Source organism: Fulvivirga imtechensis AK7 (assembly GCF_000331535.1).
Classification (GTDB): Bacteria; Bacteroidota; Bacteroidia; order Cytophagales; family Cyclobacteriaceae; genus Fulvivirga; species Fulvivirga imtechensis.
Genome location: NZ_AMZN01000151.1, coordinates 1 through 20,545, shown reverse-complemented (window position 1 = coordinate 20,545; position 20,545 = coordinate 1). Strand labels below are relative to the sequence as shown.

Genomic DNA, 20,545 nt, shown 5'->3' with positions numbered 1-20,545 from the left:
CAAACTTGAATATCAATGACTTAAATATGACAAAGTAGTACTAGGCTAGTGTTAAGTTAAGCATACTTTAGCCATACCAAGCTTTGTTCTTTTTGTTCCATGCTGCCTTAAAAAATACTTACGTTCTGAAAGCTTTAATAACACTTCGGGATGCTCATATTTTTTGCGTTGCCTGGAACAAAAATAACTGCAATTTATACGGCACACTTAACTCAACACTAGTGGGAGTTCGATATAAAATGACCGGTCATACTATCGCGAAAGCTTAGTAGCCGGCAAAAAAAGTTATGAGTAATGAGTCGTGAGTATTGAGTAGAAGAACGGCAATACGAACTACAAAATGAGATGCCTTGGTGTGATGATGATCACTAAATTAATTCACTATTTTCACTCCTCTTTTTCCATTATACTACGTTACCCCAAAAGATTGAAAGCTTTAGGGACAACCATAACCAATTTGGAAATTACCACATCAGACTAGCTAGGAGAGGATCTTTTTTACTTTTTGGTTATCGGTAGAAGCGTCTATCATTTTGAGCCAGCTTACCTGCTTACCTGAGCTTAAAGATTCATAGATATATGCATTGTCCACCACAAGGAGTTTGCACTGTCCCAGGTCATATCGCAGGGCTTCAACCAGGTCACCCTCTTTCAAGGGGTTATTGTCCAGATCATTAATTGCAGGCAACCCCGGCTCTTTCTTTTTCTTTTTAAATAGACCAAACATATCTCTCCACCAAATTAAGGGAAATTATCAATTGCCACCTATGGCCTCCAAATTTTCTCAGATATTTTTAACAGACGGAGTGCTATCAAAGTTTGTTTTTTGCGCCTGACATGGAGATGACGCCTGTGTGGTTTTGAAGATGAGTCCTTTTTTTATGGGTAGGGCCGTTAAGTGTTGATGAGCCACATCAAGTGCTGATTCCCACAGCTTTTGCTGATAATACCTTATTGAAAGCAGAAACAGCACAAGTATTAAGAGGCAAGTGATTCTGTATGATCTTTTACAGAGTTCCATATTACAGTTTACGTGTAGTGTCATCATTTGATTGATGGATATGGCAAAATGCGCGTGGTAGATGATAAACGGCCTATTGCTGGTCACAAACAACAAAATATCCGCAGTATGGAAACCTTGTCTGTACCCGGTTGTCTTTACCATACAAATAGCAAATCAATATGAAAACAACATTACTTGTAGTGGTTATTACTATGGGCTATATTTCAGCTATAGCCCAGGATGAATACCTTGAAGATAAATATTATAGAAGGGATGAAATAAAAACTTTGTCAGGTAGTGGCTACCACTCCGGTGGTTTTGCCGGACTGACTTTTAAAAAATCTGATTTTGAGCAAAAAGTAATAATGACGGCAGGCTTCAGAGGTGGATGGATCATCAACAGGTCATTGGCTATTGGGTTGGAAGGACACGGTTTGATACCAACTGCTGAGTTTGATGACATTTTGCCTGGGAGAACGGCAGTATTATTAGGTGGCTATGGGGGCATGTTTCTCGAACCTATCCTTTTTTCGAACCAGGTGGTGCATGTGACTTTCCCCATCGCCGGAGGTGCAGGATGGCTGGGTCTGCACGATGATTGGGAAGAAAATGACGATCAATATGACGAGTTGATCGATGATGATGTGTTTTGGTACCTGGAACCGGGCGTGGCTTTAGAGATAAACATTGCACGCCACTTCAGGTTATGCCTTGGCATGTCAAAAAGGTTTACCCAGGATCTGAAGCTGTTTACTGTTGATGCTAAGGAATTCGAAAACCTGAATTATTTTGTAACGCTGAAATTCGGCCGCTTTTAGAAGTCATGAGTACTGAGTCGTGAGTATTGAGTAGAAGAACGGCTGGGCAATGTAAACTACTAAATGAGATACTCTACACTCAATACTACTATCTCAACACTAAATTTAGAGGACAGGCAGGATGACTTTAAAAAGTGGTTTTTATGTTTGTTTTCTGATATGCAAACCTTTAATCAGCTCTACTATATCGGGCTAACTTTAAAATATGATCTTGAATTCCACCCTGCGATTTCGGGCCCTTCCTTCCGGTGAGTCATTGTCAGCTATGGGCTTGGCCTCTCCATAGCCTGTTGCATCAAGCCGGGAGGTGTCAATTCCCTTCGCTTCGAGATATCGTTTGGTAGCCTGAGCCCGCTTGTGAGATAAGATCAGATTAGTGTCAGGGTCTCCCTGATTATCGGTGTGCCCTGAGATCTTGAGCTTGTAGTCGGGGTTATCCTTCATCACCTTAACAACTTTGTCAAGAATGCTGTAAGATAGCGGAGTGATGATATCTTTTGGCAGTTCAAACTCAATTCCTTCCAAAGCCTCCTGCAGTACTGCCTTTACTTCTTCCGCCACTTCAGGGCATCCGTTATTTTCCGGAACACCCGGTACATCAGGACAGTCGTCAGCTCGATCGATTACCAGATCTCCGTCTCTATCAGGGCACCCGTTCGTTTGAGCAGGCCCACTTTCATTCGGGCATCTGTCCAGATCATCAATAATGCCATCATTATCTTTATCTGTGTTTTCTACCCAGGTGGTAGATAATATATTAATGACTATTCGGTCGTGTGGATCTGTTTCGGGCTTAAAATTGGTTCGGTAGATGTTTTTAAAAGGCTCCATGCTGCCATAGCCTTTGGTTATAAGTCTTTCTGGATGTATCCCACGCTCAGTGAAATAGGTTTTTACCATCTCAGCTCTTGCTTCCGATAGCTTTAAATTTTCAGTAGCTGTTCCTAACTGAGCAGTATGCCCGCCGATCTCAATTTGTAGCTGAGGGTATTCCTCCAGAATGCTGACGAACCGGTCTAGTTCGAGAAAAGCTTCTTCCGAAAATTTATCCGTATTCTGCTCAAAGAATATGTTATGAACATCGACCAATTGCCCCTCCCGGACCGGAACCAGCGCAAGGTCGCTGTCGATCTCCTCATATTCTTCAATGTGCTTCAGGTCTTTATACTGTACAATACCAATGTAGCCGGATTTTTTTGCCAGGTACTCGTAGGTCATACCCCGGTGAACGATCATTTTATAGTCGCCATTTTCAGGACTTGACTGTGCGGAGCCTTCTTCGGTGCGGGTGGGGAGGTTGATAAAAGAAATATCAGCTTCTACCGGGGCTTTTGTGGATTTATCGAACACGGTGCCTGATATCAGCAACACCGGGTCGGGCCTGAATTTGTACGGTAGTGTGATCTTAAAAATATCCTTCGACCCTTCAATCGAATGATTGGTAGATACATAATAGGCGTAGTCTCCCGAGGCGGGAATAGTATAATACGCTTCAAAATATTTGGAATTAACCTCAGGGCCCAGGTTGACCGGCTTTGTCCAGTTTTGCCAGGAGTCATCCAGACGTTTGGAATAGAAAATATCACTATCGCCATAGCCATCGTGGCCCATGGAAGCGAAGAAGAGCGTTTTATTATCCGCTGCCAAAAATGGAGCGAATTCAGCCTGGGCAGTGTTAACCATGGCCCCCAGGTTAACCGGTTTTGACCACTGGAACTCCCCGGTCTTAAACGAAACGTACAGATCCTGGTCACCCTGGCTTTCATTCGTTTCAATAGCCAAAAGCAGTATTTTCTCATCATTGGAAATGTAGTAATCCACGTAGGCATTTTTGTTATAAAAATCATCAATATAGATGCGTTCCGGGTATTGCCAGTGTTGCTGTACCTTGCTGGAAATGGATGCTCCGCTTACTACCGAACCGTCCGGCCTGTACGCATTCAGAACTAATATTCTATTGCCGTCAGGTGATACCGAGCTGACACCATTGGGAAATTTATCGTTTAATGGCGCCCCGATGTTAACGGCTACAGACCATTCCCCGTCCGTCAATAGCGAGTAGTAGATATCCTGCTCATCTTTAACCCCCTTGATATTGGCCGGAAAGTTTTGACGGGCAAAAAAAAGTGTTTTCCCATCGGGAGATATGATAGGCTTAGTTTCTGAATAGCTGGTGTTGATCTTCGGACCAAGGTTCTGCCGGATTATTTGCTGACCCTGAAGCCCCAGGGGTATAAAAATTATGAAAATGATAAAATAGTGTTTTAAAGCCATAATCAACAAAAATTGCCCCGGGATTCACACCTCCAATAATTGAATTATTTCCCAAATAAATAAAAAAAGTCTCACTCCGAAAGAATGAGACTGTATTTTTTAAGCTTTTTGGAAGTTTACTTCGATTCTTTAGCTACCTTTTCCACTTCATTCCATACCCTAAAGACATTTTTATAACAGATCTTTTCGATATCTTCATCAGAATATCCTCTTTTCAGTAGCTCAAAGATCAGGTTAGGATATTGTGATACATCCTTGATGCCATCAGGCAATGTATCGCCAACGCCATCAAAATCTGATCCGAGCCCTACATGGTCTATTCCTGCTATTTTCACAACACGATCGATGTGATCAACCACCTTTTGCACAGTGCTATATATAGGATTTTCCCTCTGATATTCTTTAATATATGCCTGTGCAAGTGAATCGCCATAGTTCAGGTTATTTTCTTTCAGATACTTGTCGGTATGTGCGCGAATATCCCGGGACCGTTGATCAATAAATGTGGAGCCGAAGTTAATCTGTATCACCCCTCCTTTTTCTGCCAGTAGTTTGATCATATCGTCAGACATATTGCGCTCAAAGCCGGGGGTGAAGTGTCTGCATGAAGAATGAGAAGCAATTGCAGGGGCTTTGCTTACCTCCATTACATGGTAAAATGTACTGTCGGAGACGTGCGAGATATCCACCATAATACCCACTTTGTTCATTTCTTTGACTACTTCTATGCCAAATGGGCTGAGGCCATTCCATGTACGTGTAGTGTCATATGACGAGTCGCAGATCAGGTTATCCTTTGAATGCGTAAGGGTGATGTATCTGATACCACGCTGATGAAAGTAAGCTACATTTGCCAGATCATCGCCAATGGGCGCACCGTTTTCCATTCCCATCGGCAAAGAAATTCTGCCTGCTTTAAAATGCTGCTCTACCTCTGCGGGCGAAGTGGCTACTGCAAACTTATCGGGAAAGGTGGTGGCGATGCTATTGACCAGGTTGATCAATGTATCTGCCAGTTCTTTGGCGCCTCCTGTTTCCTGGTAAGAAGCAGGGATGTAAATGGACATGAATGGAGCATCCAGGCCCCCTTGCTTGCACCTTTCGTAGTCAAAATCGCCTTTGTCCGTTTTAATTAATATGTCCTTATCTTCTTCAATCTTGAAGTTACTTGCTTTAAGCCTGTATGGCAGGTCTATGTGACCATCGGTAATGATGTATTTATGAGCCAATTCGTTGGCTCTGATTTTGAGTTGAGCTTCATCCATTTTTTTTGACTCCTCTTCTTTTGCAGGCTGACAGGCTGCAAAGACAATGACTATTAGTAATAAAAGAGCTGATTTTGATATTTTCATGGGTATAAATTTAGTATTGAGATATTATTGAGTCTGTATTTACGACTTACGATTTTTGATTTTTGATTTTTGATTTTTGATTTACGAATTAAGCTGCAAGGCGAAAGCTTCAAGTTGTAAATTTTCACAATATGTCCGTGTTTTTACATTGACGGCCGGCTAAACAGTGATTAACGTTTGCTGGCCACCGTACCAACTCTGGGTTCAAGCTTTCGGGCTTCCGACTCCTCCTTTGCCTACTGCTTCTGCCAACTGCCGATTATTTATCTTCATGTTTTTCTTTATTCATTTCGGTTGGTATGGCTTGCTTTATGACTATTTCATTAGATTTAATTTTTTGTTGTTGGAAAATAATCTCAAAATTTAGGAAAAATAAATTATTAAGCGATACCCGTGGATATAAACGACCTGCCTTACTACACCAACGGCCAATTAGCCCTACGAAACGGTCAGGATAGAGAAGAGGTGTGGATTGCTTACAAGGGCATTATTTATGATGTGAGCCGGTCAAAATTGTGGAGAGATGGCAAACATTACGAGCATTGGGCAGGTCAGGACCTTACCGATGAATTGTCTGATGCCCCGCATACCGAAAATGTATTCGATAAGTTTAAAGCCGTAGGCAGGCTGAAGTAGGAAGTCGGAAGTCGGAAGTCCGAAGCCGGAAGCCCGAAGTGTCATCCAGCACTCAGCCCTCGGCACTTAGCCCTCAGCGCTCCGCTCTACTTCCCTCCGTTGGCCTTCAGGTCTGCCAGACATTGAGCATCGAGGGAAGGAGGAGCGCTCATGCCGAGCAGGTCGGCAATGCCCTGGTTGGTTTCTGCCGTCCAGTACATCAGGCACCCTTCAACGTTACAGTGTTTGCCATGGGCAGTATCCTGGTGCTCAGTCTGTAAGGGAGTACCGTTGTTTACCAGTCCAAGTATGTGTCCAAATTCATGATTTATTACCGTGGAGGTAAGTAATGAAGTTGATGGCTGGCCTAACCCTCCTGAATGATCTTCTATTGTTTTCTGGAAAAGTGCCATGGAGGTATTTCTGTATGCCACGCCCAGTACTTTTGAATTACCTGTATCCTTGCTGTAACCACCGTCAAGAAGTACAAAGTAAGCTGCAATGGTTTTGCCCTCATAGAATTCAGTTCGGTTATTATCTTCAATAGCCTGTATGTCTGCTATGGTGTATGACGACTGACCCGGAGCGGCTATCTCGGTAGTAACTATGCTAATACCAGAAGGTTTATTTAAGATGCTTTCCAAAAATGATCTAAGGTTGCTAACGGCTTGCTGAGGAGGTTCAAAACCCGTGGTATACTGTATTTCAACTATTAGCTGGTCATAATTTTCGGACGACAAGAAATCTGTAGCCGAAACACCGGGCGATTGATTGGTGTTAGGGTTGTTTTGGGGTTCTTCGTTGTCTTTATCAGAGCATCCGGAGATACAAAAAATGAAAGTGAATACTAAACTTATGGTGATAAGGCGATGGAAAATATTAATCTTCATAACTTAGTTTTTTGGTTGTAGCATACTGATTAACATACAAAATTATAAAAATATTATGATCCTGATTGCCGATAGCGGATCAACTAAAACAGATTGGAGACTAATTGACGAGAAAGGAGATATTCAGCAATATAAGTCTGAAGGGATCAATCCATACCTTCAACGGTCAGAGGAGATACGTATTCAGATCAATGAAACGCTGAAGCCACAGGTCAATGCACCTGTTGCGGAGTTATTTTTCTACGGGGCGGGGTGTTCGTCAGCACACAATAAATTGATGTTGAAGGAGATCTTTGAAGAAGCTTTTCCCGGCACTGCGATACACGTTAATCATGACCTGATGGCGGCTGCCCGTGCATTATGCGGTCATGAAGCGGGGATAGCCTGTATTTTGGGTACGGGAGCCAATTCATGTTTTTATGACGGGGAAGAAATAAAAGCTAATGTGCCTTCACTCGGCTATGTAATGGGTGATGAGGGCAGTGGCGCCTGGCTGGGGAAAGAATTGCTGTCAGCCTTTTTGAGGGAGGAGCTTAGCGCTGATGTTGCCGGGCGTCTTTTAAAGCGATTTGACCTTAACAGGGATAATATACTTGAAAATATCTACCAGAAGCCTATGCCCAGCCGATATCTGGCCGGTTTTTCGAAATTTATCTTTCAAAATATCAAAGATCCCGGTTTGTACAGAACGGTATACCGTGGTTTCGAACTGTTTCTTGAAAAAAACGTTGAAAAGTACAATAGATATGGTGAACTGCCCGTACACTTTACCGGCTCAGTGGCTTTTTACTATAGTAATATCCTCCGGCAGGTGGCCAACGACATGGGTATTGTTGTTAAGAATATTGTAGAGACACCTATTGCCGGGTTGACTTTATATCATCAAAAAAACATAACAAGATGAACATAACCGAATCGTCATCTAACTTCGACAACCTTGAAGAAATGTCCGTAAGAGATATTTTAGTAAATATAAATAAGGAAGATACTTCGGTGCCTAAAGCCGTAATGCGAGCAATGCCACAGATCGAGGCGCTGATTCCTGAAATTGTTAAACAATTGAAGAAGGGAGGCAGATTGTTCTACATTGGAGCTGGTACCAGCGGAAGGTTGGGCATACTGGATGCATCGGAAATACCCCCTACTTTTGGAGTGCCGCATGGGGTGGTGATAGGCCTTATTGCCGGAGGGGATGGCGCTATAAGAAGAGCTGTCGAATATGCTGAGGACGATGACGAGCAGGCCTGGAAAGACTTGCAGGAATACCAGATCAATCATAAGGATGTGGTAATAGGTATAGCAGCTTCTGGTAGCACACCTTATGTGGTGGGTGGTGTAAAACAGGCCACAGAGCGAGGGCTGGTGACAGGCTGTATCACCTGCAACAGGAATAGTCGTTTGGCAAAATCCGTGACCTTTCCTATCGAAGTGATTGTAGGGCCGGAGTTTGTGACAGGCAGTACACGAATGAAAGCCGGAACTGCTCAAAAGCTCGTATTGAATATGATATCCACTGCTGCTATGATCCAGATGGGCCGTGTAAAGGGTAATAAAATGGTGGATATGCAGTTGAGCAATAATAAACTGGTCGACCGGGGAACGCGCATGCTTATGGAAGAACTATCAATCGGAAGGGCAGAAGCGGAACAATTATTGGCTCGTCATGGTTCTGTGCGGAAGGTAATAGAACAGATCAGGAGAAATGCACGAGATTGAACCCTACTATCGATGGCTACAGTTGTACAACCCGGCTGAGGATGAACGGTCGCCATTTCATGGAAAACAATACAATTATGATTTATACTCCGAAACCATCTATGGCTATTATATCGATCCTTCCTGGGATTTTATGGGTTCGGAGACGCTTTATTTAAAAATCCTTTATGTCGACTACCACGAGGGCTACACCATTATTGAATTCATAGGAGAATGGAACGACACCATTAATAATGATGTCATGCATCTCAAAAGGAATGTTATAGAAGCTTTGCTTCGCGAGGGGGTCTATAAATATATTCTGATCGGTGAAAATGTTTTTAACTTTCATGGGTCTGATGATTGTTATTATGAGGAGTGGTTTGAGGATGTGGAAGATGGGTGGATCGCGGCTATAAATTTTCCTGATTTTGTACAGGAAGAACAGAAAAAGTACAATGTAGACTCCTATGTCAACATGGGAGGCAGCTTACAGATCGAGAAGTGGAGAACGATGAATCCTGATCAGTTTTACCAGGTGGTGGACCGCTTGATACAGAGAAGACTTTGCTAACCGACAAGCTATGACCAGATATATCAAAATTTTAACGTTTGTTCTATATGCTTCCTTTCCTGTTGTGCTGACTTCGTGTGGCGGAGATGACGATGGCAACCCGGCGCCATCTTATGTCAAACTTGAAAAAGGTGAGGTATTAAATGAGCTATCGAAAAATGATCTGGCCATTTTACTACAATTTTCCGGATATGGCGCCCTGCAATCTTACCTGGAATATGATGTGAAGGTTTACTCCATTACATACAAGACAGATTATCTTGGGAAGGAGATCGTTGCTTCAGGGCTTGTAGGTTTTCCTAAAACCTCTGATCCTATGCCTATGATGAGCTATCAGCATGGTACCATTGTATCTCATAACGATGCTCCTTCCGTTGACACCCAGGTCAACAGCCTGTTTGCAGGCATGGCCAGTGCAGGCTATATTTTCCTTATGCCGGATTACATTGGTTTTGGTAGTTCCGCCCATATTTTACATCCATATTACAGAGCAGACCCTGCGGCCAGTAGTGTCATAGATATGCTTATTGCCACAAGGGAGTTAGCGGCCCGGGAAGGGTTTAATTTTGATGGTAAAGTATTCCTGTCAGGGTATTCGGAAGGGGGTTATGTCACCATGGCTACTCATAGAGCTATGGAGCAGGAGGCCCCCAAGGGCTTTGAACTTGTTGCTTCCGCTCCCGCAGCGGGTGGTTACGACATAAAAGGTATGCAGGAATATTTTTTCAGTCTGGACACCTACAACGACCCATATTATATAGCCTATGTGGCGCTATCCTATAAAACAACCTATGGCTGGGGGCAGCCGCTATCAGATTTTTTTCAAGAGCCATATGCTACGGATATCCCGGACTATTTTGATGGCTCACTATCCGGTAGTCAAATCAATAATCACCTTCCTGAAAAGGTAGTCGATTTCATAGAACCGGAATTCCTGGCGACAATTGATACCAATCCGAAATATACAGATATTGTTAATGCCTTCTATGAAAATAGCCTTACCGGATGGGTTCCGGAGAACACCATGTTTATGTATCACGGTACTGCTGACGTTACCGTGCCATACCAAAATACGATAGATACGTATGAAAGCATGATCGCAGAAGGAGTTTCCACTGATCACGTGCTACTTATACCTCTGGAAGGCGCCACTCACAGCTCCGGAGCGGTTCCCTATCTGCTTGATGTTGTAGCACGTTTTGATGCGTTGAAATAACCCCTCTGTCCTTCGGGCACCTCCCCATTTGGAAGACTAGGCGACCAAATCAATCTGGCGGAACAGTTTTTAGTAAATAAATAACTGAGAACGGGGAGCCGGAAAGCAGGAAGCCGGAAGACCGAAGTGGAAGGTGCAAGACATTTATCAATAAGTACTAAACAGAGAACAACTAACATAACACTAGAAACAGGAAACCAGAAACTGGGAACCGAGAACAGTGAACTGCTACACCCTTTCTACCTCGGCAACTCTTGAAATGAGATATTTCCGCTTGGTGCTCACTTCGCAGCATACATACCTGGTTCTGCGAAGTGTTTCTTTTCTGAAAATACGATGACGGAATTTGAAGAGCTCTCCTGTGGAGATTTCACTAAGGCTTATAGCATGTTTATTGGTATCGAAGCTTTGGAGCGCCTTCATAAGGTGGTGGTCATTACATGATGAGGCTTTGGGGTTTTTGAGGTAGTTGGCCAGGGTGCGAAGTACGCGATCAGGGAAGACCTCGCTATTCAAAACCGGTATCATCAGCTTCTTGAAGTTATTTTTCCACTCTGTGCCATGTGGCTTTACGCTTCGCTTATGCTCTTTAAAAGTTACCAGGTGAGCCACTTCATGTACGTAGGTGATCAAAAAAGAATAAGGATTAAGATCATTATTTACTGATATGGTGTGGACCTTCTTGTTGGGGTCAAACCGGTAATCACCCAATTTAGAAGCCCTCTTTTTCTTTACCTTCAGAGTAAAGGCATGGTCTCTCCAAAGAGTATAGCAGTAATGTATGGCGGGTTCAGGAAAGTATTTACTGAGTTTGTTTTTAAAAGCAACTTCCGACATTTACTTTACAAGATCTTTACTTTTCAAAAGTAATATTTTCCCCTGGACAAACGGATCCTCACAACTCATTTTTTTAGCTTTCCGTGTGTGGTAAGTTGATGTTTCTTGCTTCTGGTTTCTGTGTTTCAGATCCTATATCGGGAGATGCCATAAAAAAAAGGCTTTAGATCTACTCTAAAGCCCCTTTATTACTGAGTGAGAAAGATTATTCAGCATTTTCAACTGAATCAGCTTCTTCAGTCATTTCTTCTTCTACTTCTTCTGCTCCTTCTTCAACGTTTTCTTCTACTTCTTCAGCAGCGTCTTCGATATCCTCGCCAGCTTCTTCCACTACTTCTTCAGTAGTATCTTCAGCTTCTTCAGTTTGAGGTTTGTTTTCACAAGCTACAAACGCGAAGGTAAATCCAAATACTAATAATAATGTTAATAACTTTTTCATTTTTCACAGGTTTTGATTTGAAACATAAATATAGATACAATTCCACGTAAAGATCAAATCCATGTCATTTTTTTCTGAAAAATAGCCGAATTGGTACCCCCTCAAAATCGAAGTTCTTCCTGATCTTATTCTCCAAAAATCGCTCGTATGGAGCTTTTATGTACTGCGGAAGGTTACAGAAGAATGCAAATGCCGGAGTTTTGCTATGCAACTGTGTGATGTACTTTATTTTTATGTATTTTCCCTTGATAGCGGGTGGCGGATACTTCTCAATTTCAGGTAATATCACCTCGTTAAGTCTGGAGGTCGGCACCTGTGTAGTTCTGGCCTCGTAGATGTTAATGGCCTTTTCAATGGCCTGGAATATACGCTGCTTTTTAACAACGGACGTGAAAATGATAGGGATATAATCCAGTTGCCCCAGCTTTTGTACAATAGCCTTACGGTATTGTTCGGCTGTGTTATTCTCTTTTTCGATCAGGTCCCATTTGTTTACCATAATCATGATCCCTTTTCTGTATTTCAACGCCAGATTGATGATACTCATGTCCTGAGCTTCCAGCCCTCTTTCAGCATCAATTATAAAAATACAAACATCGCTATCCTGCAGCGCCTGTATGGATCGCAGTACGGAATAGAACTCGATATCCTCTTTTACTTTGGATTTTTTCCTGATACCGGCAGTATCGGTTAGGATAAAATCTTTGCCATATAGCTTGTAGTGCGTGTTGATGGCATCGCGTGTAGTGCCGGCTTCATCAGTGACGATGCTGCGCTCTTTGCCCAACAGTGCATTCAGAAATGATGATTTGCCCACATTGGGCCTTCCGAGGATGGCAATGCGCGGTATACCCGACTCGGGATCCTCCTGGCCCTCATCAAAATGTTCAACTACACGATCAAGCAGGTCGCCCGTTCCGGAGCCACTTGCTGAAGATACGGGATAAATTTCACCCATGCCCAGTGCGTAGAATTCGCTGGCCATATGCATATACTCAGTTGTGTCGGCTTTGTTGGCAACGAGGTAAATCGGTTTTTTCGATGTACGGAGTACACGAGCAAAATCTTTGTCAAGATCGGTAAGTCCCATATGGCTGTCTACCATGAACAGGATTACCGAGGCCTCATCAATGGCCAGCTCTACCTGATGCCTGATCTCCGTTTCAAATTTATCTTCAGAGCCGGTGACATAACCACCGGTGTCGATCACGGTAAAATGTTTGCCTGTCCACTCTGCATATCCGTAGTGGCGGTCGCGGGTTACGCCACTTTCATCGTCCATAATTGCTTTCCGCTTTTCGATCAGCCGATTAAAAAGCGTTGATTTGCCTACGTTAGGCCGTCCTACTATCGCTACAATATTTGCCATTGGTATTCCTTATTTATACCCGAAATTCTTCAGGTTGATGTCTTTTCTTCTCCAGTTTTCGGCCACCTTCACAAAAGTTTCGAGGTGAATTTGCTTGTTAAAAAATTGTTCAAGGTCTGCCCGGGCCTGGATGCCCACTTTTTTTAATGCCTCACCGCCTTTGCCTATAATGATGCCTTTCTGGCTTTTGCGTTCTACATATATTTCAGCACGTATCCTGATGATCGTTTCATCCTCTTTAAATTCGGTAACAACCACCTCCGTGCTGTAAGGCACTTCCTTTTTATAGTTCAGGAAGATCTTTTCCCGGATTATTTCTTCAACAAAAAATTTCTCGGGCTTATCAGTCAGCTCATCTTTCGGGAAGTAAGCCGGATGTTCTGGCATTAGGTCAACAATCGATGCGAATAGCTCAGCGATTCCCAGCCCTTCCAGTGCGGAAATCGCCAAATAACGCTCCGCTTTCACATGCTCCTTCCAATAGGTGATCTTATCCTCTGCCTGAGTGCCCTTGGCTTGGTCCACCTTATTGAGTATAAAAATAATAGGAGCATCGATCCTTCGCAGGTGATCCGAAAGTGATTCATCAAACTTCTCGTAGATATCGGTAATGAACAGCACAACATCGGCATCTTCCAGCGAGTGGCTGACGAATTTCATCATAGAATTATGAAGTTCGTACTCCGGTTTGATGATTCCCGGGGTGTCGGAGTAGATAATTTGAAAATTTTCTCCGCTGATGATCCCCATAATTCTGTGCCTGGTAGTCTGTGCTTTTGAGGTGATGATAGACAGTCTTTCCCCCACTAATTGGTTCATGAGGGTAGATTTGCCTACATTGGGCTTACCGATGATACTTACAAAACCAGCCTTATGTGCAGTGCCTGACATCAGAGTTTTTTAATTATTTTTGCAAAGGTACTTGATTTTTAAATACCTACCATCTACTTTTGTAGTCCAATTGAGAGAAAGGGATATAAAAACAAGACAAAAGAGTGTTGTTATCCTTTGTAAAGCGATAGAAAATATAAAAGATGTCGTGAAATGGTGTTAAAATTCATTGTCAATAGTCAATGAACTTTTTAGAAAGCACTGAGGTTACCATATCAGACATTGATAAAGATACATCGCGGGATGGAGCAGTTGGTAGCTCGTCGGGCTCATAACCCGAAGGTCGCAGGTTCGAGTCCTGCTCCCGCTACTAAGTAAAGCCTGAGTTTAAAAGCTCGGGCTTTTTTGTTTTTATACAATCCGGAGCTATGGAAGTGCAGGACGAGAAGCCTGCCCCGATGTAGCGATAGCGGATATCGGGGAGTCCTGCTCCTCCCGGACTTCTCCGGGACAGGCAGCTACTACGACAAAAGGAAGCTTTGGCTTGGTTAGTGAATTTTTGAAGACTTGTTTAATAGAACCCTCAGAAATTGCTGCTGGGAGTTAGTACTTATTTTAATGATATATAATCCATCCGGCATATCTCTAAGAGATACAAATAAAGGCGTTGAATCTGTTTCTTTTTGATAAAGTTCGACACCTTCTAAGCTAAATATTTTGACAGTAATAGGTTCAGTTATGTCATGCAATATTTGAAAGTCACCACTGGTTGGGTTAGGGTATACCTTTATATTACTAGATTCTGAAATTGGAAATACATTGTTTGTACCAATTTCAGTTGAATTGAGTCGAGCACCAGCGCTATTTATAATAACTTCCTCATCTTCAACCCCCCAAAACCCATTAAGACCCTGAAACGACAACATCGTCTTAAATGATTTCCAAATATGTAGCCTAAAAGAATCATTGTGGTAGTCATAATAGCATCCTATATCACTTCCGCTACCACTTTTATTAAAATCTCCTACAATAACTCTATCACCAACGTTGTCAGTCGAATAATAAGATTGATTTACCCACCATCCGTTATTTCCATTATCTTTCACAAAAGCACCATCTTGTCCCTTGAATACATGAATTTTAGTATTCCCTAATTCATAATCATACATAACACCTAAATCATCATGAAAACCATCTTTATCAAAATCTCCAGTAACAAAACGGTTATCGATAAAATCAGTTGAATAGAAAGATGAACTTACCCACCATCCGTCATTCCCATTATCTTTTACAAAATAATTTTGTAGTCCTTTGAAAATATGCACCCTCGTATTTCCAGAGCCATAATCATACATAACTGTGAGATCATCATGATAACCATCATTGTCAAAATCACCAGATTTAAATCTGTTATCAACTAAACTCGTGGCGTAATAAGATGAATTACTCCACCAGCCGTTATTATTATCTTTCACAAAATAATTTTGATATCCTTTGAATACGTGTATTCTCGCGTTTCCCTGGCCATAATCATACATAACTGCAAGATCATCATGATAGCCATCATTGTCAAAATCACCAGATTCAAATCTACCATCAACCAAGCTCGTTGCGTAGTAGGATGAATTACTCCACCAACCGTTCATTCCTTGATATTCAAAACTATCTCCATTTGACAACCAGACATCTATCTTCGTGTCACCCGGTCCGAGCTCGTACATGGCTGCGATATCATCATGATAACCGTCATTATCAAAATCACCTGAAACCACTCTTCCTGTTACTTTATTAGCATCATATTCCCCACTGCCGCTTGTCCACCAGCCAAGTTTTCCTTGAAATCTAGAGTGGCTATTTTCTGATTTCCAAACTTGAATACTAGAAGTTTGGAACCCTAAATCGTAGATAGCAGCGATATCATCTCGATATCCGTCATTATCAAAATCGCCAGTTACTATCCTGTTATCTATTAAATTAACATTATAAGTTCCTACACTCCAATGCTTGTGTAGTATGCGGTAATCATTATCAAGGGCGTGTAGATAACTTTTGTAATATGCAATACCTGAAAAGTGACGAAGTTCAGCATCGTCTAAATTTTGTGAGATGTAGTTTAATAAGTTTTCTATTGTTCTTCTTTCTTCATCCGTGAAACCATCATGATATTTGGAATGATAAAGCAGCATTGCCAAGCCTTCATATCCAGCAGACTCACCAAAGTGATATGATATGCCCAATGGTTTTTTGGCTGTATCTAGAAAATATTTCCTTAAATTGTATCCAGTACTATTGCTGCCTCCAATGACATAATATAGCCTATGCCGGATGATGTGATTGATAGCATGTTTAAGACAGTCAATTAATCTATTATGAGTATCAACATCATCATACTTTATGATGGGGATCGCTTCCACTAGTCCTCTAATTATGAGCATATGATATTGAATGTGTGTATCATGATATCTTTGATTAACTGTGTCTCCATTGGCATTTATATCATAATCAATCTTTCCTGTTAACCAAAGACCATCTTCACCATTTTCTGAGTTTATTGTCTGATCTTCTATTAATGATTGAGTAATAATTTGTGCCACTTCGCGATGAGCAGAGTTGTTGGTTACCTTATAAGCCTCTGCAAGCGCCCATATAGCAAATCCCTTATTGTTAGAGTTATATAAAGTTGGAGAAAGGTTGTAGTAATCAGGAAGCCCAGTAGATAAAAACCAGTCAGCCGATTTTGTTATGGCTTCTTTTAAGTGAACCATGTTAGCATAAGGAATATTACGCTCCTTTAAGTACAAATAACACTCTGACATTGTTCTTAAGGCATGTGAAGTTGGATAAGGGTCTACTTTCGCGCCGTTATTATCTGGGCTGGAAGGAGAATCCCTCTTATTATAAAGGAGAAAACCACCTTGATTCTGCTGAATTTCTAATAGGTAATTGAGTCCCTGCATAACGTAGTCAAGGTTTATTGCACCACCTTCATTCATATACGCATGAAGATGTCCTCTAATAATTTCGCTGTTGTGCCGTACCAGTGGTAATGAAGACCAAGAATCATTATACCAACTATTATAGCGATCTACATCGTTGTAAACATTAATGGTCATTTCTGAAAAATATCCCCTACCCCATGCCCCATCTGGTAAGGCAGACCCATAGGTAATATTCTCTTGAATCGGGTCAATTTCCAAGATTCTAGGAAGAGCTTTAAACTGTGTGCTTTTTGAAATTAAATCAGAATAGTCAAAAATCTGTCGTTGAAAAGTTTGACTCATAGGAGTCAAACTTATAGTCTGTGATCTAAGCTCTACAGATGTAGTAATCCATACAAGCAGTAATGCTATAGTTTTGAAATTCATTTTATTTTTTTTACATCTATAAAGCCTTCTTTGAATCTTGATGCCTATAATTTTTTCACCTATTAATTATTATCGGCCCCGACACTTGGGCAAATCTATGTTAATTACAATAAAAGTAGTTCAACTCACCGACATATGCTTCACTAAAAATTATCCTACATTCCTATTTTCGAACGGGATGTAGATATTCTTTAAATACATGAGACTCTATTGATCTGCATCAAACTCTCCTCTAAAAAGTTCGAGAATTCGTCCCTTCCCGCTACTAAGTAAAGCCTGAGTTAATAGCTCAGGGTTTTTTTGTTTTTATACAAACTGAAGTTATGAAAGGCAGGGCGTAAAAAACTAAAATAATATTCTTTTCTTATCACTCATGCATGGGGGGAAAATTGTGATATTATGTGAAGAATGATAATATTTTTTTATATTTCATAAGCACTTCTGTTTTTATGCTAAAAATAACCAAAGAAACCTCAATAAGTGATCTAGAAAGATGGATTGTTATGGATGATCACGAATTCGAACTAGAAGTTTTAGAATCTTTTAAATATGATCCTGGATTCTTAATTGCGTTGATTCAGTTCTTTTTGACAAAGCTAAGACTCTCTAGTATGGTAAGTGTAAAAACCAATATTGAAAGAGCTGATTTTTCTAAGGTCCTAACACGACCTTATGACTTTAATCATTTAGCTACACCACTACTTTTTTCTGACGATTTCACTATAAGAGATAAGGACAACAAAGAGGTTAGTCGAGGTGATTTAATAAAAGTATTTCAAAGAAGTTTAAAGATTCAAGAATACCTCTATTCACAAGATTTTAATAGAGAAATACTAGGAGCTACCGAATTTAAAAAAGCTGAGCTAGAGCATTTTAGAAAAAGGTTTTTCTCTACAAAAAGTCCTTCAAAAATAGAAAATGGGGTAAGTTTTTTGGTGGGTTGTTTTGATCATCTTGAAGAGTACGATCTACATAAGAATTATTATCTGTATTCGGGAGAATATGTTAGGTACTCTAAAGGAATTGCTTCCTGGCTCTCAAGATTATTTAAGTTTGGTGGTTTTAGTATATCCAAGGAGCTAAATTTAAATAGCCTCATTGACGACTTGTCAGTTGTTATTCATGAATTATTTCAAAATACTGAAGAGTGGGGAAAGACTAACTTTAATAACACACAGTTTTATTCACCGAACTTCAGAGCAGTATTAATAAATTTGTTTCTTGATCAAAATTTAAATAAAGAAACAAGCGGTTACGAACCGGTGGTCAACACTTATCTTTTTAATTTACTGAAATCAAATCCTGGAGAATTAAAAACACCCAATAAACAAGGAGCACTATTTGAAGGGAATTTGTGGGGTGTTTGTGAGGTGTCAGTTTTTGATACAGGTCCAGGGATGGCTAGAAGGTGGACCGGTAAAGATTTTGATCAATTGTCGGAAGGACAAGAAATTGATTCAACAATCAAATGCTTTAATAAGTATATTACATCAGATACTTCTGGAAGAAGACATGTCAGAGGGAGAGGCTTGAGTAGAGTAATATCAATAATTAGCGGAACGGGACTTATAAGAGTAAGAACTGGTAATATTTGTATTTATAGAGATTTTTTCCAAAGGCCATTAAAAGCTTGTGAAGTGGAAGGAAATGGAATAAAATTCAATAGTCTAGAAGCACTTCAACGACAAGAAGGCACGTCAATCACCATTTTGTATCCATTTATATATTCTAGGTGATGAGATATTTTATATACAATCACTTGGCAGACAACAAAGTGTCAACAGTAATTTTTGATTATAGGAAAGAATTTTTTCCGGAAGAAATACGCATTGATTTAAGAGAATTCTATCAACACTTCGAATCATGTCGGGAAATAATATATTTATATCCAAGCCTTCCATGTAGAGCTAAAGAATTAATTATAAATGGGTTATCAGACATTTCTAATTTAGAAAGAGCTAACATTTGTGTAATACCTTATAATGAAGACGGCATTCAAACGTCAATTAGAAACCTTGAGCAAATACTTAGATCAGGAATTTACGGAATAATTAAAAGTAGAAACGTTATTATGGGATCCGATGATAACTTTCATTACGTACTTCCATCGGGTAAACATTCTCCTTTTTTTATACGAACAGGGAATATCCTACTATATAACGAGGAGATTTATTTTTTGGGTTTGTGTTTATTAAATAGGTGTACGGTGAGTTCAGTTGATCAGATTACTTGCGATACCTCATCGATACTTCACTTAGCCCTCGCTTTGAACTATATTCGAGGACTCTTTGACCGTGCTCTTGAAATCCCAATAGATAGTTTTAAGTCTTATAGCTTTAAGCGTGAAGGTTATCTTTTTAAAGCAAGAACCTTAGTTCTTATCTCAGCATCTAATTCTGGGAAGTTAGAGGATGAGATTAGAACACATGAAAGAGATTTGGAGATTGTTACCATTATTCTAAACTCGAAGGATGGGCATGGTCGAAAATTCCTGATTAATATCTATTCGGAGTTTGATGAACTTGTGGCAGGATTAAGTAAAAATCAATTTCATAATTACAATGGATGTGAGTATTGCAATAGAAATTCTATTCCGGTGCTGGTGCGGAGTGAACAATTTATGCCATCAAGGGTATCTAATCAAAGGGTGGATATTAAAATAAAGCACAAACCTGAATGGCTGGATAATATCATCAAAATCTTTTGTTCCAATAAGGCAATAAGGGCTTTTAAAGGGGATGATATAAAGTCAAAAAAACGAGAAATTTATATAGATGTCGAAACATTATATGATAAGAGTACGACTTTTAAAGAGGAATTTTTCAAGTATGTTAAGAATCATCTACCTTTATCTGTTAGCCTAATCATACATCTTCCTGATGCTGGATCAGAATTTATTTCTAAAAGGATCGCTGAATTCTATAATGAGAATCGTCCAGAGCGGGAAGTGCAGGTTATACATGCTCGTGATATTATGAGTTTAGATAGAGAGCGTGAGAATATTATACTAGTTGTTGCATCTTGCCTCACAAGCGGTAACAAGTTTAATAGCATCAGTCGAGATCTTAGAGACTTTGAAAGATCTTCAATACATTATTTTACCGTTCTATCTAGATTATCTTCGAAAAGGAAGCTTTCAATTTTAAAGGGTAATCTTAGGTATAGAGCAGAAAATGTAAAGTACGTGAACAAATATCACCAGTTATATGAAGCTACCTTGGGCGTGGCTAATTCGGTTCGAATAGTGCCACTCATTTCGGTGTGTTA

The 20,545-nt window shown here is 40.5% G+C and carries 17 protein-coding genes and 1 tRNA gene; 9 read left to right on the top strand and 9 right to left on the bottom strand.

Features of this window, described 5'->3' with window-relative positions; translation table 11 throughout:
• Positions 1-481: 481 nt before the first annotated feature.
• Positions 482-727 (bottom strand): hypothetical protein, encoded by a 246-nt coding sequence (locus C900_RS27185; RefSeq protein WP_009583712.1) that lies wholly within the window; start codon positions 725-727, stop codon positions 482-484.
• 455 nt (positions 728-1,182) lie between these two features.
• On the opposite strand from C900_RS27185, the gene C900_RS27175 reads away from it, so the two are divergent.
• Entirely contained in the window at positions 1,183-1,821 is a 639-nt protein-coding gene (locus C900_RS27175; RefSeq protein ID WP_009583710.1) for a hypothetical protein, read from the top strand.
• Positions 1,822-2,019: 198 nt separating this feature from the next.
• Here the strand turns inward: C900_RS27175 and C900_RS27170 are convergent, their stop codons facing one another.
• Together C900_RS27170 and C900_RS27165 are read right to left on the bottom strand one after the other, a co-directional pair.
• Positions 2,020-4,095: an OmpA family protein gene (locus C900_RS27170; RefSeq protein ID WP_009583709.1), complete on the bottom strand. Its 2,076-nt coding sequence runs from the start codon at positions 4,093-4,095 to the stop codon at positions 2,020-2,022.
• A gap of 116 nt (positions 4,096-4,211) precedes the next feature.
• Positions 4,212-5,447: a dipeptidase gene (locus C900_RS27165; protein ID WP_009583708.1), complete on the bottom strand. Its 1,236-nt coding sequence runs from the start codon at positions 5,445-5,447 to the stop codon at positions 4,212-4,214.
• A 393-nt stretch (positions 5,448-5,840) separates the two neighbouring features.
• Between C900_RS27165 and C900_RS27160 the strand changes: the two genes are divergently transcribed.
• Positions 5,841-6,083 carry a cytochrome b5 domain-containing protein gene (locus C900_RS27160; protein WP_009583707.1) on the top strand — a complete coding sequence of 81 codons (243 nt, stop codon included), beginning with the start codon at positions 5,841-5,843 and terminating at the stop codon, positions 6,081-6,083.
• A gap of 86 nt (positions 6,084-6,169) precedes the next feature.
• Here C900_RS27160 and C900_RS27155 read toward each other — a convergent pair whose 3' ends face one another.
• Positions 6,170-6,952: a hypothetical protein gene (locus tag C900_RS27155; protein WP_009583706.1), complete on the bottom strand. Its 783-nt coding sequence runs from the start codon at positions 6,950-6,952 to the stop codon at positions 6,170-6,172.
• A 55-nt stretch (positions 6,953-7,007) separates the two neighbouring features.
• Between C900_RS27155 and C900_RS27150 the strand changes: the two genes are divergently transcribed.
• Genes C900_RS27150 through C900_RS27135 form a run of 4 tightly spaced genes read left to right on the top strand, consistent with a single transcriptional unit; the run spans position 7,008 to position 10,437 of the window.
• Complete coding sequence (locus C900_RS27150) at positions 7,008-7,856, top strand: BadF/BadG/BcrA/BcrD ATPase family protein (protein WP_009583705.1); 849 nt, start codon at positions 7,008-7,010, stop codon at positions 7,854-7,856.
• Positions 7,853-8,668 (top strand): N-acetylmuramic acid 6-phosphate etherase, encoded by an 816-nt coding sequence (murQ, locus tag C900_RS27145; protein WP_009583704.1) that lies wholly within the window; start codon positions 7,853-7,855, stop codon positions 8,666-8,668. Before C900_RS27150 ends, murQ begins: the two co-directional genes overlap by 4 nt.
• Positions 8,655-9,221 carry a hypothetical protein gene (locus C900_RS27140; protein ID WP_009583703.1) on the top strand — a complete coding sequence of 189 codons (567 nt, stop codon included), beginning with the start codon at positions 8,655-8,657 and terminating at the stop codon, positions 9,219-9,221. Before murQ ends, C900_RS27140 begins: the two co-directional genes overlap by 14 nt.
• 10 nt (positions 9,222-9,231) lie before the next feature.
• Positions 9,232-10,437 (top strand): alpha/beta hydrolase family protein, encoded by a 1,206-nt coding sequence (locus C900_RS27135; protein ID WP_009583702.1) that lies wholly within the window; start codon positions 9,232-9,234, stop codon positions 10,435-10,437.
• 228 nt (positions 10,438-10,665) lie between these two features.
• Here C900_RS27135 and C900_RS27130 read toward each other — a convergent pair whose 3' ends face one another.
• From C900_RS27130 to era, 4 genes are all read right to left on the bottom strand, one after another.
• Entirely contained in the window at positions 10,666-11,274 is a 609-nt protein-coding gene (locus C900_RS27130) for a SprT-like domain-containing protein (protein ID WP_009583701.1), read from the bottom strand.
• A gap of 205 nt (positions 11,275-11,479) precedes the next feature.
• A complete protein-coding gene (locus C900_RS27125) occupies positions 11,480-11,713 on the bottom strand; it encodes a hypothetical protein (RefSeq protein ID WP_009583700.1) in 234 nt (77 codons plus the stop codon).
• Between the two features lie 64 nt (positions 11,714-11,777).
• Positions 11,778-13,082 (bottom strand): ribosome biogenesis GTPase Der, encoded by a 1,305-nt coding sequence (gene der / locus C900_RS27120; RefSeq protein WP_009583699.1) that lies wholly within the window; start codon positions 13,080-13,082, stop codon positions 11,778-11,780.
• Between the two features lie 9 nt (positions 13,083-13,091).
• Entirely contained in the window at positions 13,092-13,973 is an 882-nt protein-coding gene (gene era / locus C900_RS27115; protein WP_009583698.1) for a GTPase Era, read from the bottom strand.
• A gap of 237 nt (positions 13,974-14,210) precedes the next feature.
• On the opposite strand from era, the gene C900_RS27110 reads away from it, so the two are divergent.
• Positions 14,211-14,283, top strand: a tRNA-Met gene (locus C900_RS27110).
• A 178-nt stretch (positions 14,284-14,461) separates the two neighbouring features.
• On the opposite strand, the gene C900_RS29070 is transcribed toward C900_RS27110, so the two are convergent.
• Positions 14,462-17,278, bottom strand: coding sequence for a T9SS type A sorting domain-containing protein (locus C900_RS29070; RefSeq protein WP_009583697.1), 2,817 nt, complete (start codon positions 17,276-17,278; stop codon positions 14,462-14,464).
• Positions 17,279-17,679: 401 nt separating this feature from the next.
• Between C900_RS29070 and C900_RS27100 the strand changes: the two genes are divergently transcribed.
• Both C900_RS27100 and C900_RS27095 read left to right on the top strand, forming a co-directional pair.
• Positions 17,680-19,014: a hypothetical protein gene (locus tag C900_RS27100; protein WP_040497672.1), complete on the top strand. Its 1,335-nt coding sequence runs from the start codon at positions 17,680-17,682 to the stop codon at positions 19,012-19,014.
• Positions 19,015-19,037: 23 nt separating this feature from the next.
• On the top strand, positions 19,038-20,545 hold a 1,508-nt coding region (locus C900_RS27095), incomplete at its 3' end, for a hypothetical protein (protein WP_157494276.1).